Annotated in this window: 13 protein-coding genes; 8 read left to right on the forward strand and 5 right to left on the reverse strand. The window is 73.9% G+C overall.

Annotation, left to right across the window (positions count from 1 at the left end):
- The first annotated feature begins 98 nt into the window (after window positions 1-98).
- From OG618_RS25225 to rny, 7 genes are all read left to right on the forward strand, one after another.
- Window positions 99-1,640 carry a S8 family peptidase gene (locus tag OG618_RS25225; RefSeq protein ID WP_329489812.1) on the forward strand — a complete coding sequence of 514 codons (1,542 nt, stop codon included), beginning with the start codon at window positions 99-101 and terminating at the stop codon, window positions 1,638-1,640.
- Window positions 1,641-1,735: 95 nt separating this feature from the next.
- Window positions 1,736-2,290 (forward strand): GNAT family N-acetyltransferase, encoded by a 555-nt coding sequence (locus OG618_RS25230; protein WP_329489813.1) that lies wholly within the window; start codon window positions 1,736-1,738, stop codon window positions 2,288-2,290.
- Between the two features lie 32 nt (window positions 2,291-2,322).
- Window positions 2,323-2,517: a DUF3046 domain-containing protein gene (locus OG618_RS25235; RefSeq protein ID WP_329489814.1), complete on the forward strand. Its 195-nt coding sequence runs from the start codon at window positions 2,323-2,325 to the stop codon at window positions 2,515-2,517.
- 50 nt (window positions 2,518-2,567) lie between these two features.
- Window positions 2,568-3,935, forward strand: a complete 1,368-nt coding sequence (locus OG618_RS25240; protein ID WP_442906862.1) for an AI-2E family transporter — start codon at window positions 2,568-2,570, stop codon at window positions 3,933-3,935.
- 200 nt (window positions 3,936-4,135) lie between these two features.
- Window positions 4,136-5,266 (forward strand): recombinase RecA, encoded by a 1,131-nt coding sequence (recA, locus tag OG618_RS25245; RefSeq protein WP_329489815.1) that lies wholly within the window; start codon window positions 4,136-4,138, stop codon window positions 5,264-5,266.
- Window positions 5,267-5,273: 7 nt separating this feature from the next.
- Window positions 5,274-6,338, forward strand: coding sequence for a regulatory protein RecX (locus tag OG618_RS25250; protein ID WP_442906863.1), 1,065 nt, complete (start codon window positions 5,274-5,276; stop codon window positions 6,336-6,338).
- 187 nt (window positions 6,339-6,525) lie between these two features.
- Window positions 6,526-7,980, forward strand: a complete 1,455-nt coding sequence (rny, locus tag OG618_RS25255; RefSeq protein ID WP_329489816.1) for a ribonuclease Y — start codon at window positions 6,526-6,528, stop codon at window positions 7,978-7,980.
- Here rny and OG618_RS25260 read toward each other — a convergent pair.
- The 5 genes from OG618_RS25260 to OG618_RS25280 all read right to left on the reverse strand — a co-directional run bounded on the left by OG618_RS25260 (window position 7,961) and on the right by OG618_RS25280 (window position 13,287).
- Window positions 7,961-9,790, reverse strand: coding sequence for an FAD-dependent monooxygenase (locus tag OG618_RS25260; RefSeq protein WP_329489817.1), 1,830 nt, complete (start codon window positions 9,788-9,790; stop codon window positions 7,961-7,963). The two genes, rny and OG618_RS25260, sit on opposite strands and share 20 nt — an antisense overlap.
- Before the next feature lie 146 nt (window positions 9,791-9,936).
- Complete coding sequence (locus tag OG618_RS25265; protein ID WP_329489818.1) at window positions 9,937-10,788, reverse strand: amino acid ABC transporter permease; 852 nt, start codon at window positions 10,786-10,788, stop codon at window positions 9,937-9,939.
- The gene (locus tag OG618_RS25270) at window positions 10,785-11,435 is read right to left on the reverse strand and encodes an amino acid ABC transporter permease (RefSeq protein ID WP_329489819.1); all 651 of its coding nucleotides are present in this window, start codon (window positions 11,433-11,435) and stop codon (window positions 10,785-10,787) included. Before OG618_RS25270 ends, OG618_RS25265 begins: the two co-directional genes overlap by 4 nt.
- Before the next feature lie 49 nt (window positions 11,436-11,484).
- Entirely contained in the window at window positions 11,485-12,387 is a 903-nt protein-coding gene (locus OG618_RS25275) for a glutamate ABC transporter substrate-binding protein (protein WP_329489820.1), read from the reverse strand.
- Window positions 12,388-12,510: 123 nt separating this feature from the next.
- Complete coding sequence (locus OG618_RS25280; RefSeq protein WP_329489821.1) at window positions 12,511-13,287, reverse strand: amino acid ABC transporter ATP-binding protein; 777 nt, start codon at window positions 13,285-13,287, stop codon at window positions 12,511-12,513.
- A gap of 385 nt (window positions 13,288-13,672) precedes the next feature.
- On the opposite strand from OG618_RS25280, the gene OG618_RS25285 reads away from it, so the two are divergent.
- Entirely contained in the window at window positions 13,673-14,446 is a 774-nt protein-coding gene (locus OG618_RS25285) for a response regulator transcription factor (protein ID WP_329489822.1), read from the forward strand.
- Window positions 14,447-14,452 lie beyond the last annotated feature (6 nt).

Raw genomic sequence — 14,452 nt, forward strand, 5'->3', positions numbered from 1 at the left:
ATGGTGATAATTCAGACCCCTGATCCTCTCGTGGCATCGGACCGCCGGTGATCGCCGGACCCCCGCGGCCACCGGGACCGACGAGCGGAGACCGTGCGATGGCGCAGGCGCACCCGGCCGGCAGCGGTCCCGTGCAGGTCCCCCGGCGCCGTACCCGGGGCCCGGTCCGCGCACTGCTCGCGATGCTGCTCACCGCGCTGGTGGTCGGCGGCGCCGTCCCGTACGTGGCCGGGCCCGGGCGGGAGTACTTCAGCTACCTGGTGCTGGCCGAGCGGCAGGACGCGTCCGGCGCCGCCCGGGCCGGTGCCGAGGCGCGTGCCGCCGGCGGGCAGGTCGTCCAGGAGTACCCCCAGATCGGGGCGGTCCTCGCGTACGCCGCCGGCGGCTTCGCCGACAAGGTCCGGGACCGGCCCGGAGTGGCCGCGGTGGGCGCCACCCGGACCTCACCGGTGCCGAGCCCGCCCCGCCCGCTGGACGGCGCCGGCGACTTCGGCGCCGGGGCCGGGGCCGGCGGCGACCGGGCGGGGTCGGACAGCGCGGACGACGCCACCCCCACCGTGGCCGACCCGGGCGAGCGCGACGCCTGGAACCTCGCGATGCTCGGCAGCGGCGGCGGCCCGTCCGCCGACACCACCGCCACCCTGCTGCGCGGTCCCGGCACCGGACCGGGCGCCCCCTCCGCCGACGCGCTGCGCCGGGTGCTGGTCGCCGTGCTCGACTCGGGCGTCGACGACACCCATCCGGACCTGCGCGCGGCCGTGGACCCGAAGAGCTCCGCCTCCTGCGCGGACGGCCGCCCGGACGCCCGGACCGGCGCCTGGCGGCCCGACCCCGGGGTCGGCGAGAGCGGCCACGGCACGCATGTCGCCGGGATCGTCGGCGCGGCCCGGGACGGCCACGGCGTCAGCGGCGTTGCCCCAGGGGCCCGGATCGCCGCCGTCCGGCTGCTCGGGCCGCTGGGGCAGTACTACGCGGAGAACATCGTCTGCGGCATGCTCTGGGCCGCCGACCACGGTGCCAAGGCGATCAACAACAGCTACTTCGCCGACCCCTGGAAGTACAACTGCCCGGAGGACGGCGACCAGGCCGCGCTGACCGCCGCCGTCGCCCGGGCCGTCGACTACGCCCGGCGCAAGGGGGCGGTGGTGGTGGCCTCGGCCGGCAACGACGGGCAGGACCTCGGGGCCGCCCGCACCGACGACCGCAGCCCCAACGACCGGAGCTCCGGCCCGGCCCGGACCCGCTACGTCGGGACGGAGTGCGTCCGGCTCCCCGGCGAACTCCCCGGGGTGGTCACGGTGACCGCCGTCAACCGGGACGGCCACCCGTCCGCCTACTCCAACTTCGGGCGCGGCAGGGTCTCGCTGGCCGCCCCCGGCGGAGACCCGGACGGCGGCCCGCAGGGGGCGGTGGTCTCCGACTGGCCCGGCGGCCAGTACGCCGCGCTGGCCGGCACCTCGATGGCCGCGGCCCATGTGACCGGCGCGGTGGCGGTGGCCGCCGCGCTGCACCCGGACTGGGACTCGGACCGGCTCGCGACCCTGCTGGCCACCACCGCGGCCGCCGCCTGCCCGCCCGGCCCGTACGCCTGCGGCGACCGCCAGTACTACGGCGCGGGGACGCTCGCGCTGCCGCACTGAGCGGGCGGGGCCTGCGCCGAGCGGCGGGCCCGCGCCGGGCTGGGGGCCGCCGAAAATCGGGTGACGGGCGCCGCGCCGTGGGCGAGGATCGGGGGATGACCGTCCACCTCACCACCGAGCGGCTGGTGCTGCGCCGCTTCACCCCCGCCGACGTCGACCACCTGGTGGAGCTGGACGGCGACCCCGAGGTGATGCGCCACCTCACCGGCGGCCGGGCCACCCCGCGCGAGGTGGTCGAGCGGGAGCTGCTGCCGCTCTACTTCGACCACTACCGGCGGTACGGCGACCTCGGCTGGTGGGCCGCCGAGGAGCGGGCCGGCGGGGCCTTCCTGGGCTGGTTCGAGTTCCGCCCGACGGACCGGCGGGACCGCGGCGAGGTCGAGCTCGGCTACCGGCTGCGCCGGCCGGCCTGGGGCCGCGGCTACGCCACCGAGGGGGCCCGGGCGCTGATCCGCCGGGGCTTCAGCGAGCTCGGCGTGCGCCGGGTGGTGGCGTACACGATGACGGTCAACCGCGGCTCGCGGCGGGTGATGGAGAAGGCCGGGCTCCACTTCGTCCGGACCTTCCACGAGGAGTACCCGGAGGCGATCCCGGGCTCGGAGCACGGGGAGGTCGAGTACGCGCTGGAGGCGGCCGACTGGACGCCCTGAAGCCTCCGGTCCGGTCCGGGATACTGGTGGGCATGAGGCTGACCGAATTCTGGCGACGGATGTACGCACACTTCGGGGAGGCGTACGCGGAGTCCTTCGCCACCGACCACGTGATGAGCGAGCTGGGCGGGCGGACGGTGCGGCAGGCCCTGGACGCGGGCTGGGAGGCCAAGGACGTCTGGCGGACGGTCTGCGAGAACCAGGGCGTCTCCGCAGTGCTCCGCTGAACCGGTGCCCGGTGCCCGGTGGGGTGTCGGGCATGGGACAGACTGTCCGAGTGACAAGCAGCGCAGAACCGCAGAATTCGGACAGGTCGGCGCAGGTCGCCGACGAGGCCGCGGGCCGGCGGCCCGAACACCGCGACGGCGCCGACCGGGAGCCCGCCCGCGACTGCGCGCCGGCCCCGGCCGACGGGCTCCTGGGGACCGGCATGCCGCGCTGGCTGCCCCGCGCCATGGTGTTGGCGCTGGTCATGGTCGGGCTGTTCCAGCTCGCCGACTGGGCCTTCCACCAGCTGATCGACCTCTTCGTGATGCTGCTGGTCGCCTTCTTCCTCTCGCTGGCGCTGGAGCCGGCAGTCGACCGGATGGCGGCCCGGGGGGTGCGCCGGGGCGTCGGCACCTTCCTGGTCTTCGTGGCGGTGGCGGTCGCGGTGGGCGGGTTCCTGGCCGCGCTCGGCACCCTGCTGGTCGACCAGGTGGCGAAGATCGCCGGGGACCTGCCACACCTGCTCGACAACCTGATCCACTGGATCAACCAGACCTTCCACCAGGACCTCTCGCTGGACGAGCTGCAGAAGAAGCTGCTCAAGGACTCCGGGGCGATCGAGACCTACGCGCAGCAGGCCGCCGACAACGTGTGGGGCGTCTCCTCGACCCTGATCGGCGGGCTGTTCCAGGCCTTCACGGTCGGGCTCTTCACCTTCTACTTCACCGCGGACGGCCCCCGGGTGCGCCGCACGGTCTGCTCGCTGCTGCCGCCCGCCAAGCAGGGCGAGGTGCTGCGGGCCTGGGAGATCGCGCTGGCGAAGACCGGCGGCTACCTCTACTCGCGGGCGCTGCTCGCGGTCGCCTCGGCACTCGCGCACTGGGTGATGTTCGCGCTGCTGGACCTGCCGTACTCGGCGGCGCTGGCGGTCTGGGTGGGCGTCATGTCGCAGTTCGTGCCCACCATCGGGACGTATCTGGCCGGCGCGCTGCCGGTGCTGGTCGCGCTCACCGTGGAGCCGGTGGACGCGCTCTGGGTGCTGGCGTTCGTGGTCGTCTACCAGCAGATCGAGAACTACCTGCTGCACCCCCGGATCACCGCCAGGACGGTGGACGTGCACCCGGCGGTGGCCTTCGGCTCGGTGATCGCGGGCGCGGCGCTGCTCGGCGCGGTGGGCGCGCTGATCGCCATCCCGGCGGCTGCCACCCTGCAGGGCTTCGTCGGCACCTACGTGCGGCGGTACGAGGTGGCCACCGATCCGCGGATCGACCGGGGGGCCCAGCGGCGGGCCCGGCGGGAGCTGCGCCGGAAGGCGGCGCGGCGGCTGCGGCGGATGGTCGGCGCGGGGGTGGGGCCGGACGGCGCCGCGGGCGGGGAGGAGGCGGGCGGCCCTGACTCCGGGCGGGGCGGGGGCCCGGGCCGGGGCGGCGAGGAGTAGCGCCGGGGCCGGCGGCCGACCGTTCGGACGGGACCGGTCGGGCCGGGCCCACCTGCGCCACTTGAATCGAACAGGTGTTCTTTGTACTCTCCGGCGAAGAGTTTTCCACAGGGTCGAGCCCGGTCGGGGCCGATTGTCAGTGGGACGCGCTAGCGTCGAGAACGATGAAGCGCACAGCACAGAACCCGAGGGTGGAAGCCATGGCAGGTACGGACCGCGAGAAGGCTCTTGAGACCGCACTCGCCCAGATCGAGCGGCAGTTCGGCAAGGGCTCGGTGATGCGCCTCGGCGAGAAGGCCAACGAGCCGATCGACGTGATCCCCACCGGGTCCACCGCCCTGGACGTCGCCCTCGGGGTCGGCGGCATCCCGCGCGGCCGGGTGGTCGAGATCTACGGCCCCGAGTCGTCCGGAAAGACCACGCTGACCCTGCACCTGGCGGCCAACGCCCAGCGGGCCGGCGGCACGGTCGCGTTCGTCGACGCGGAGCACGCGCTCGACCCGGACTACGCGAAGAAGCTCGGCGTGGACACCGACGCCCTGCTGGTCAGCCAGCCGGACACGGGTGAGCAGGCCCTGGAGATCACCGACATGCTGATCCGCTCCGGCGCGATCGACCTGGTGATCATCGACTCCGTCGCGGCGCTCGTCCCGCGCGCGGAGATCGAGGGTGAGATGGGTGACTCGCACGTCGGTCTGCAGGCCCGTCTGATGAGCCAGGCGCTGCGCAAGATCGCCGGTGCGCTGAACCAGTCGAACACCACCGCGGTGTTCATCAACCAGCTCCGCGAGAAGATCGGCGTCATGTTCGGCTCGCCGGAGACGACGACCGGTGGCCGCGCGCTGAAGTTCTACGCCTCCGTCCGGCTCGACATCCGCCGGATCGAGACCCTGAAGGACGGCACCGAGGCGGTCGGTAACCGCACCCGGGTGAAGGTCGTCAAGAACAAGGTGGCCGCGCCGTTCAAGCAGGCCGAGTTCGACATCCTGTACGGCGTGGGCATCAGCCGCGAGGGCGGCCTGATCGACATGGGCGTCGAGCACGGGTTCATCCGCAAGTCGGGCGCCTGGTACACCTACGAGGGCGACCAGCTCGGCCAGGGCAAGGAGAACGCCCGCAACTTCCTGCGGGACAACCCGCAGCTCGCCGACGAGATCGAGCGGAAGATCAAGACCAAGCTCGGCATCGGCCCGAAGACGGCGGAGCCGGCCGAGGGCGAGGCGCCGGCCGCCGGTGCCGACGCCGCTGCCGAGGGCGGGGCCAAGCCGATCACCGCGACCGCCGCCAAGACGGCCGCGGCGAAGAAGACGACGGCGGCGGCCAAGGCCTGAGTCATTGATGCAGCACAGCAGGGCGGTGGACGGCGGCCCGGCGGGCCCGGAGGACGACGACTACGGCCCGCCGGACTGGTTCGCCGCAGTGGCCGAGCCGGAACCGGGGCCGGAGCCGGAGTTCGAACCGGATCCGGCCCCGGGGCCCGGACCGCGGCCCGGGCGGGGCGTGCCGCCCGGCCGGGCCGGGCGGCGGGGTGCTCCCGACGGCGCGAGCGGTCCGGACGGCCTGGACGACGCGCTCGGGCTGGTGTCCGCGTCCGAGCTGCCGACGGGTCGGCGCCGGCGCCGTTCGGCGCTGGTGGAGGAGACGGCTCCCGGCCATCCGGCCGGGGGAGGGGCGGCCGGTCACGGGGGTGCGGCCGCCCCTGTCTCCCGCACCGGCCCGGCCGATCTCGCCGACCCGGCCGACGCGGCCGAGGAGGGCGGGCGCGCCGGGCGGGGCGCAGGTGCCCGTCGCACGCGGGGACGCGCGCGGGGGGAGCGCGCCGAGGGCGAAGGGCGCAAGGGCGCCCGGGGTGCCCGGGCGGCGAAGCCCGAGGAGTCGGTCGACCCCGAGGCCCGGGCGCGGGACATCTGCCTGCGCCTGCTCACCGGCGCCGCCAAGTCCCGCAAGCAGCTGGCCGACGCCCTGCGCCGGCGGGAGATCCCGGACGAGGTCGCCGACGGGGTGCTCACCCGGCTGGAGGAGGTCGGGCTGATCGACGACGCGGCGTTCGCCCAGGCCTGGGTGGAGTCCCGGCACGCCGTTCGCGGTCTCTCCAGGCGGGCGCTGGCCCAGGAGTTGCGGACCAAGGGGGTCGCCGGCGACCTGGTCGAGCAGGCCGTCGCGCAGCTGGACTACGACGACGAGACCGAGGCGGCCCGGGCCCTGGTCGAACGCAAGCTGCGGGTGACCAGGGGCCTGGAGCGGCAGGCCCGGACGCGGCGTCTGGTCGGCGTGCTGGCCCGGCGCGGCTACTCCGAGGGGCTGGCCTTCCGGGTGGTCCGGGAGGTCCTGGACGCGGAGGCGGCCGACGGCGGTCCGGATGGAGAGGACGTGGACGGAGGACCCGGTTCCGGGTGGGAATGACGGCCCCGCTGTGGAGGAGTTCGCCAACTACCTGGCCAGTCTTGACCGTTTCGTAACCTGCGCTTAGCCTCGCACTCAGTGCGGGTAACGCGTCGATCACTCCCCGGCCGTGCCGCGGGCAGGCATGCCCGGGCACGGTCTCGGTTGGTCCCGGGCGGCGTGGCGCGCAGGACGGGGAGTGGGCAGGATGAGGATCGCGCTGAGCGCCGGACCGGTCGTCCCCCTGCTGTCGGCCGCGGTGCTGGTCGCCGTCGTGGCGGCGGCCTGGCTGACGGTCGGGCGCCTGCGGGTCGCGCAGCGGCGGGCCACGGCCGAGACCGAGCGGGCCCGGCGCCGGGCCGAGGAGCAGTCCGCGCGGTTGCGGGCCGAACTCGACCGGCGCGAGGAGCGGTTGACCGAGGAGCTGAGCCGCCTCCGGGCCCGCGAGGGTGAACTCGACGACCGCTCGACCGCGTTGGAGCGGTCCCGGATCCAGGCCGACGAACTGCTGCGGCGCCGGGCGGCGGAGCTGGAGCGCGCCGCCGGACTCTCGGCCGCCGAGGCCCGGGCCCAACTCGTCCGGGAGGCCGAGGCCGAGGCGCGGCGGGAGGCGGCCGTCGCCGTCCGCGAGATCGAGCGGGCGGCCAAGGAGGAGGGCGAGCAGCGGGCCCGGGAGATCGTCGCGGGGGCGATCCAGCGGCTGGCGAGCGAGCAGACGGCCGAGACGGCGGTGTCGCTCTTCCGGCTGCCCAACGAGGAGATGAAGGGGCGGATCATCGGCCGGGAGGGCCGCAACATCCGCGCCTTCGAGGCGGTCACCGGCGTCAATCTGATCATCGATGACACCCCGGTCTCGGTGCAGCTGTCCTGCTTCGACCCGGTCCGCCGGGAGACCGCCCGGCTCACCCTGGAGCAGCTGGTCGAGGACGGCCGGATCCACCCGATGCGGATCGAGGACGTCCACGAGCGCAGCCGCGAGGAGGTCGAGCGGCGCTGCGTCCGGGCCGGTGAGGACGCGCTGCTGTCGGCCGGCGTCGGCGGGCTGCACCCGGAGCTGGTGCGCACCCTGGGGACGCTGCGCTACCGGGCCTCGTACGGGCAGAACGTGCTGGGGCACCTGGTGGAGTCGGCGCACCTGGCCGGGATGATGGCCGCCGAGCTCGGGGTGGACCCGGCGCCGGTGCGCCGTTCGGCGCTGCTGCACGACATCGGCAAGGCGCTGACGCACGAGGTCGAGGGCAGTCACGCGGCGATCGGGGCGGACTTCGCCCGCCGGTACGGCGAGTCGGCGGACGTGGTGCACGCGATCGCGGCGCACCACGGCGAGGTGGAGCCGAGGACGGTCGAGGCGGTGCTGACCCAGGCCGCCGACGCCTGCTCGGGCGGCCGTCCGGGGGCGCGCAAGGAGTCGCTGGAGGTCTACGTGCGCCGGCTGGAGCGGCTGGAGGAGATCGCCCGGGCGCACGAAGGGGTGGCCAAGGTGTACGCGATGCAGGCCGGCCGCGAGGTGCGGGTGATGGTGCGGCCGGAGGTGGTGGACGACCTCGGGGCGCAGGTGATCGCCCGTGAGGTCGCCAAGCAGGTGGCGGAGGAGCTGACCTACCCGGGCCAGATCCGGGTCACGGTGGTGCGGGAGAGCAGGGTCACCGAGGTGGCCCGCTAGGCGAGTCCGCCGGGCGCGGCGTCGCGCCGGAGACCTGTCGGGGCGCGGCGGCCCCGGCGCCCGCCCCGGGACCGGAGCCGGTACCGCGGGCGGATTCGGTGCCGGTGTCGCGGCCGGGACGATCGGGTTCCTGGTCCGGCTCGGCACCGCCGGCCAGGGTCGGCGGCCCGCCCCGGGCGCGCTCGGCCAGCGCGAGGAGGTCGTCCGCCGCGGCGCCCTGGGTGACCCCGACCAGATGGCCGTCCGGCCGGATCAGCAGCACGGTGTGCGGTCCGGCTCCGGGGTACTCCTCGGTGACCAGCACCTCGGCCGGCACCGGCAGGGCCGCGGCGACCTCGGCCAGCCGGGGCATCAGCCCGGCGCCGAGCCAGTGTTCGGCGGACCAGACGGCGGTGCCGGGGGCGACCAGCAGCAGCAGGAAGGAGGCACCGAGCCGGGCGTGCAGCTGGTCCGGCGTGCCGTCGGCGGTGAGCACCGGCAGGTCCGGGACGAGCACGCCGGGCGAGGTGGCGGGCAGCAGTTCGCTGAGCGAGGTCGCGTCGCGCCGGCCGCGCTGCACCGGGACCCGCCCGGGCACGCCGCTGGGCGCCGCCGGGTAGGCGGGAGCGCCGCCGAAGCGGCCGGTGCCGAGCTGGCCGTCGGCGAGCAGCGGCGCGTGCTTGCGGAACGAGCCGGAGAGCAGCGAGCGCCGGGTGGCCTGCCAGCCGCGCAGCGGGCGCAGCAGCGGCATGGCCTGGTCGACGGCGCGCAGCCGGGCGCCGACCGCGCCGCGCCGCTCGGCCTCGTACCCGTCGAGCAGCGAGCCGCCGGGCTGGGGGCCGCCGGTGTGCAGATGCCAGGCGAGGGCGAGGCGCCAGGCGAGGTTGTCGGCGTCGCGCAGGCCGTCGGCGAGGTTCTGCATGCCGAGGGCGCCGTGCAGGTGGGCGGCGTCGCCGGCGAGGAAACAGCGGCCGCTGCGGAACCGGGCGGCGAGGCGCTGCTGGGCGGTGTGGTCGGCGGCGGCGAGCAGCTCGTACCGGGGCAGCTCGCCGCACCAGCCGGTCAGGGTCGCGGTGACCCGGGTGAGCAGGGTGTCGCCGGTGACGACGCCGGGCCAGGTGGCGTGCGGGTCGACGGGTTCGCTGGGGACCGGCCGGCCGGGGGGCAGCCGCCAGTCGAGGCGCCAGACGCCGTCCGGCAGCGGTCGGGCGGAGGCCTCGCGGTCGCCGCGCCACGGGGGCTCGCGGTGCAGTCGGGCCTCGGTGAAGGGCAGGTCGACCCGGACGGTGGCGACGGCGTTGCGGTCGACGGCCGGCCGGCCGGGGAAGCGGATGCGCAGCAGCTTCCGGACGGCGGAGCGGGCTCCGTCGCAGCCGACCAGGTGGCTGCCGCGCCACCAGGTCTCGGTGCCGTCCTGCGGGTTGCGGGTGCGGACGCTGACGCCGTCGCGGTCCTGGGCGAGTTCGGTGACGCGGCTCAACGGCACCAGCCGCACCAGCGGGGTGCCGGTCAGGGCGTCGCGCAGGCCGCGCTGGAGGCGGTGCTGGGGCAGGTGGAGGACGGGGGTGTCGGCCAGGTCGATCCGCAGCACCTCCTGGCGGCGGCGCCAGATGGTGAAGGCGTCCCACCGGGCGGCGTCCGAGACGGCCCGCGGGTAGCCGATCCTGGTCAGGAAGGCGGCGGTGTCGGCCCCGAGCACGACGCTGCGAGGGCCCTCGGGGCAGAGCCCGGAGCCCTCGTCCAGGACGACGGTCGGCACCTCGTGCCGGGCGAGGGCGAGGGCCAGGGCCAGACCGACCGGTCCGGCCCCGACCACGATCACCGGGTCCATGCCGGGCCCTCCGCGCAGCGGCCGGCCGGGCGGGCGGAGCCGCGCACCCCCGGGGCCGGGCAGGCCGACGAGGGGGCGTCATATGCCGCGAGGATGGTCCCGGATGGTGTCACGAAGAGCAATGCAACAGTTCGCCTGCGTGTCCGTCAAGCAGCAGCTGATGTGCGCCGGTTCGCGCCGCGGCGGCCGCGTGCCTCGATCCACCGGGCGAGCGCGGTGAGCAGCAGGCACATCGCGATGTAGATGGGCCCGATCACCAGGACCACGGGGATGTAGGGGAAGCCCGCGGCGTTGAGCGGCTGACTGGCGATCGCCTTACCGACGAACAGCAGCTCGTGGTAGGTGATGATGAAGCCGAGCGAGGTGTCCTTGAGGGTGACGACCAGCTGGCCGATCATCGTGGGCAGCATCGAGCGGACCGCCTGCGGCACCAGGATGGTCGTCATCACCTGGGTCTTGCGCAGGCCGAGCGCGAACGCGGCCTCGCCCTGACCGCGCGGCACGGCGTTGACGCCGCTGCGGATGATCTCCGCCTGCACGGAGCCGTTGTAGAGCGTGAGCCCGATCACCAGGGCCCACATCGGCTCCTTGGCGAAGAAGGCGTAGTAGAGCGCGACGATCAGGATGAGCAGCGGCATCGCCCGGAAGAACTGGACGAAGGAGACCGCCGCCCAGCGGACCGGCTTGTGGTCGGAGAGCTGTCCGGCCGCCAGCAGCGCGCCCAGGGCCAGCGAGCCGACCGCGGCCAGCCCGAAGGCCTCCAGGGTGGCCAGCAGACCGTCGACGATCCGCTGCTGGACGGTGTTGTACTGGAAGGCGTCCCAGAGCTGGGCGTCGAACTGGCCGTTGGAGGCCAGGCTGGCGATCGCGTACCAGAGCAGGCCGGCGATCGCGAGCAGCGACAGCACCCCGAACAGCCGGTACCGCGTGCGGGCCCGGGGGCCCGGGGCGTCGTAGAGGACGCTGGCCGTGGAGGAGCGGGTGAAGAGGGCGTTCATCGGGCCACCGCCAGTCGGTCTTCCAGGAAGCGGAACAGCAGGGCGACGACGGCGCTGATCACCAGGTAGGCGCAGGCCACCCAGAAGAAGATCGCGAAGATCGAGTAGCCGTCCTCGGAGAACGACTGCTGCGCGCTGTACAGCTCGCTGACGCTGAAGGCGCCGGCGATCGCCGAGTTCCTCGGCAGGGCGATGAAGACGCTGCTCAGCGGTGCCAGCACCGTCCTGGCGGCCTGCGGCAGGACGATGCTGGTCAGGGTCTGACCGAAGGTCATGCCGAGGCTGCGGGCGGCCTCGGCCTGGCCGAGCGGCACGGTGTTGATGCCCGAGCGGAGCACCTCGCAGACGAACGAGGCCGTGTAGCTGCCCAGCGCCAGCACCGCGAAGGTGAGGTGGCTGAAGTGCACGCCGAGCGGCGGGAGCCCGAACGTGACGGCGAAGAACAGCACCGTCAGCGGGGTGTTGCGGAAGAGCGTCACCCAGGCCGTGCCGAAGCCGCGCAGCGCGGGTATGGGGGAGACCCGGAAGGCCGCCAGCAGGGTGCCCAGCAGCAGGGCGAGCAGTGCGCTGAGCGCGCTCAGCTCGATCGTCTGCAGGAAGCCGTCGCGGAACAGCGCGAAGTTGCCGTCCTCGAACAGGAAACCCATCCGGCGGCCCTCCTCTCAGGAGTGGTCAGGAACGGTGGTCGGCGGGCGGTCAGTACCGCTCAAGGGCCGGCGGGGTGGGCGCGGCCGAGCCGGAGAGGCCGAGGGTGGCGTCGTACGCCTTCTTCCAGTCGCCGTTGTCCTGGTGCGCCTTCAGGGCGTCGCTGATGGCGCCCCGCAGGGCGGCGTCGTCCTTGTTCAGGCCCACGCCGTAGTTCTCCTTGGTGAACGGCTTGCCGACCACCTTGAGCTTGGGCGCGTACTTGGAGGCGTAGCCCTTGAGGATGGCGTCGTCCGTGGTGACGGCGTCGACCTCGCCCGACAGCAGCTTCTCGACGCAGGCCGAGTAGGTGTCGAACTGGGTGATCTTCGGCGAGTACTGCTGGATGTTCTTGATCGAGGTGGAGCCAGTGGCGGTGCAGATGTTCTTGCCGTTGACCGACTCCGGGCCGGTGATCGAGGTGTTGTCCGCCTTGACCAGGAAGTCCTGGCCGGCGATGAAGTACGGGCCGGCGAAGGACACCGTCTTCTTGCGCTCGTCGTTGATGCTGTAGGTGCCGACGTAGAAGTCGATCTGGCCCTTGGAGATCGCGGGCTCGCGCTGCGAGGAGACCAGGGTCTGCCACTTGATCTGCTGCGGGGTGAAGCCGAGGTCCGCGGCGACCATCTTGGCGATCTCGATGTCGAAGCCGCTGCGGTCGCCGCTGGCGAGGTCCTCGAAGCCGAGGAACGGCTGGTCGGACTTGGCGCCGATGATCAGCTGGCCGCGCTTCTTGGCCTCGGCGAAGATCGCGGAGTCCACCTTCGCGTCGGTCTTGACGGTGTAGGTGGGCAGCTTGGGGGCGGTGCTGCCGCTGGCGGCGGCGTCACCGGGGGTGCCGTCCTTGCCACAGGCGGCGGTGGCGGTGAGCGCGATGGCACAGAGCGCGACGGCGAAGGTGCGACGAGTCCTCATGAGGGTGGTTCTCCTCGGGGCTGGGCCACGGTTCAACCGGGCTCTGGGGACAGGAAGGTGGCCGGGCGGACGTGACCGGCGCCGGCGTCCTTGCCGTCGCCGACCGGTGGTCCGTCCGGAAGCTCAGTGGTGCAGGATCTTCGAGAGGAAGTCCTTCGCGCGGTCGCTGCGCGGCGCGGTGAAGAAGGCCTCGGGGGTGTTCTGCTCGACGATTCGGCCGTCGGCCATGAAGAGCACGCGGTTGGCGGCGGAGCGGGCGAAGCCCATCTCGTGGGTGACGACGACCATCGTCATGCCGTCGGCGGCCAGCTGGCGCATGACCTCCAGCACCTCGTTGATCATCTCCGGGTCGAGCGCCGAGGTGGGCTCGTCGAAGAGCATCACCTTCGGGTTCATCGCCAGTGCCCGGGCGATCGCGACGCGCTGCTGCTGGCCGCCGGAGAGCTGCGCTGGGAACTTCGACGCCTGCGCGCCGACCCCGACCCGCTCCAGCAGCTCCTGGGCGGTCCGCACCGCCTTCTCGCGGGCGATCCCGCGCACCTTGACCTGGCCGAGCACCACGTTCTCCAGCACGGTCTTGTGCGCGAAGAGGTTGAAGCTCTGGAACACCATGCCGACCTCGGCGCGCAGCTTGGCCAGCTCCCGGCCCTCGGCGGGCAGCGGCCGGCCGTCGATGGTGATCGTGCCGGAGTCGACGGTCTCCAGCCGGTTGATCGTCCGGCAGAGCGTGGACTTGCCAGAGCCGGAGGGGCCGATCAGCACCACCACCTCGCCCTGGGCGATCTCCAGGTCGATGTCCTGGAGGACGTGAAGGGCACCGAAGTGCTTGTTCACCCCGTTCAGCACCACCAGCGGAGCGGTCGCGGCGGCGCTGGAGTCCTTGATCAGGCTCTCGGTCATCGCGCCTGCTCCTCGTGTCGGCCCCCGGAGTCGAACTCCCTTGGGCGGCAGTGATGGTAGGAACCGGGGGCCTCGGCCGGCGGAGCCTCGGCCCCCGGTGGGGTGACCATAGGAGCGATGACGATGCCACGTCAGCCGATCTGAGCGGAACTTGAGGATCACGATCCGGCCACATGCCCGGCAAGTGCCGTTCACACCGGGAAACAGGAGGGCACCGTGACAGCGGGCACCCGCACCGCCGCGCGCCGTCCCCGGCGGTCCCGGGGCGTGGCCGAGCCTGGCGTCCGGCGCTCCGCTGGCCCATACTGCGCAGGACCGGGACCTGCCCGGTGGGGCCCGTGAACATCACGTGACACCCCGGGGAACGTCGGGGGGAGGAGGAACGATGCGACTGCTGCTCGTCGAGGACGACGAACGTGTGGCCGCCGCGCTGGTCGCGGTCCTGGGCCGGCACGGCTTCCAGGTCAGGCACGCCCGCAGCGGGCACGAGGCGCTCGACGCGCTGGTGCCGGACGGCAACGACCCGTACCGGGTGGTCCTGCTCGACCTCGGCCTGCCCGACCGGGACGGCTTCGAGGTCTGCAGCCGGATCCGGGCCGGCAGCGGCGTGCCCGTGATCATGGTGACCGCCCGCGCCGACATCCGCTCCCGGATCCACGGCCTCAACCTCGGTGCCGACGACTACGTCACCAAGCCCTACGACATGGGCGAGTTGCTCGCCCGGATCCACGCCGTGGCCCGGCGCGGCGCGGCACCCGCAGCCGCCGCGGTGCCCGCCCCCGACGTCGTGCCGCAGCAGGGCGGGCCGCTGGAGTCCCGCGGCATCCTGATCGACCGCGAGCGCCGCCGGGTCAGCGTGGACGGCCGGGACGTCCCGCTCACCCGCAAGGAGTTCGACCTGCTGGCGCTGCTCGCGCAGAGCCCCGGCGTGGTCTACCGCCGCGAGCAGATCTTCAGCGAGGTCTGGCGCAGCGGCTGGGAGGGCAACGGCCGCACCCTGGAGGTGCACATCGGCTCGCTGCGCACCAAGCTCGCGCTGCCCGGGCTGGTCGAGGCCGTCCGCGGCGTCGGCTACCGGCTGATCCCCGAGAGCCCGGCCGCCGCCGGGTCCGCCGCGACGGCCGCGGCGCAAGCCCCCCAGGCCCGCGCGGAGCACTGATCGCAC

The sequence above is a fragment of the Kitasatospora sp. NBC_01246 genome, from assembly GCF_036226505.1.
Taxonomy (GTDB): Bacteria; Actinomycetota; Actinomycetes; order Streptomycetales; family Streptomycetaceae; genus Kitasatospora.

Bases quoted from the DNA above. Each gene is read 5' to 3' on its own strand.
- OG618_RS25225 (WP_329489812.1), top strand. From the start codon at position 99: ATGGCGCAGGCGCACCCGGCCGGCAGCGGTCCCGTGCAGGTCCCCCGG.
- OG618_RS25230 (WP_329489813.1), top strand. From the start codon at position 1,736: ATGACCGTCCACCTCACCACCGAGCGGCTGGTGCTGCGCCGCTTCACC.
- OG618_RS25235 (WP_329489814.1), top strand. From the start codon at position 2,323: ATGAGGCTGACCGAATTCTGGCGACGGATGTACGCACACTTCGGGGAG.
- recA (WP_329489815.1), top strand. From the start codon at position 4,136: ATGGCAGGTACGGACCGCGAGAAGGCTCTTGAGACCGCACTCGCCCAG.
- OG618_RS25250 (WP_442906863.1), top strand. From the start codon at position 5,274: ATGCAGCACAGCAGGGCGGTGGACGGCGGCCCGGCGGGCCCGGAGGAC.
- rny (WP_329489816.1), top strand. From the start codon at position 6,526: ATGAGGATCGCGCTGAGCGCCGGACCGGTCGTCCCCCTGCTGTCGGCC.
- OG618_RS25260 (WP_329489817.1), bottom strand. From the start codon at position 9,790: ATGGACCCGGTGATCGTGGTCGGGGCCGGACCGGTCGGTCTGGCCCTG.
- OG618_RS25265 (WP_329489818.1), bottom strand. From the start codon at position 10,788: ATGAACGCCCTCTTCACCCGCTCCTCCACGGCCAGCGTCCTCTACGAC.
- OG618_RS25270 (WP_329489819.1), bottom strand. From the start codon at position 11,435: ATGGGTTTCCTGTTCGAGGACGGCAACTTCGCGCTGTTCCGCGACGGC.
- OG618_RS25275 (WP_329489820.1), bottom strand. From the start codon at position 12,387: ATGAGGACTCGTCGCACCTTCGCCGTCGCGCTCTGTGCCATCGCGCTC.
- OG618_RS25280 (WP_329489821.1), bottom strand. From the start codon at position 13,287: ATGACCGAGAGCCTGATCAAGGACTCCAGCGCCGCCGCGACCGCTCCG.
- OG618_RS25285 (WP_329489822.1), top strand. From the start codon at position 13,673: ATGCGACTGCTGCTCGTCGAGGACGACGAACGTGTGGCCGCCGCGCTG.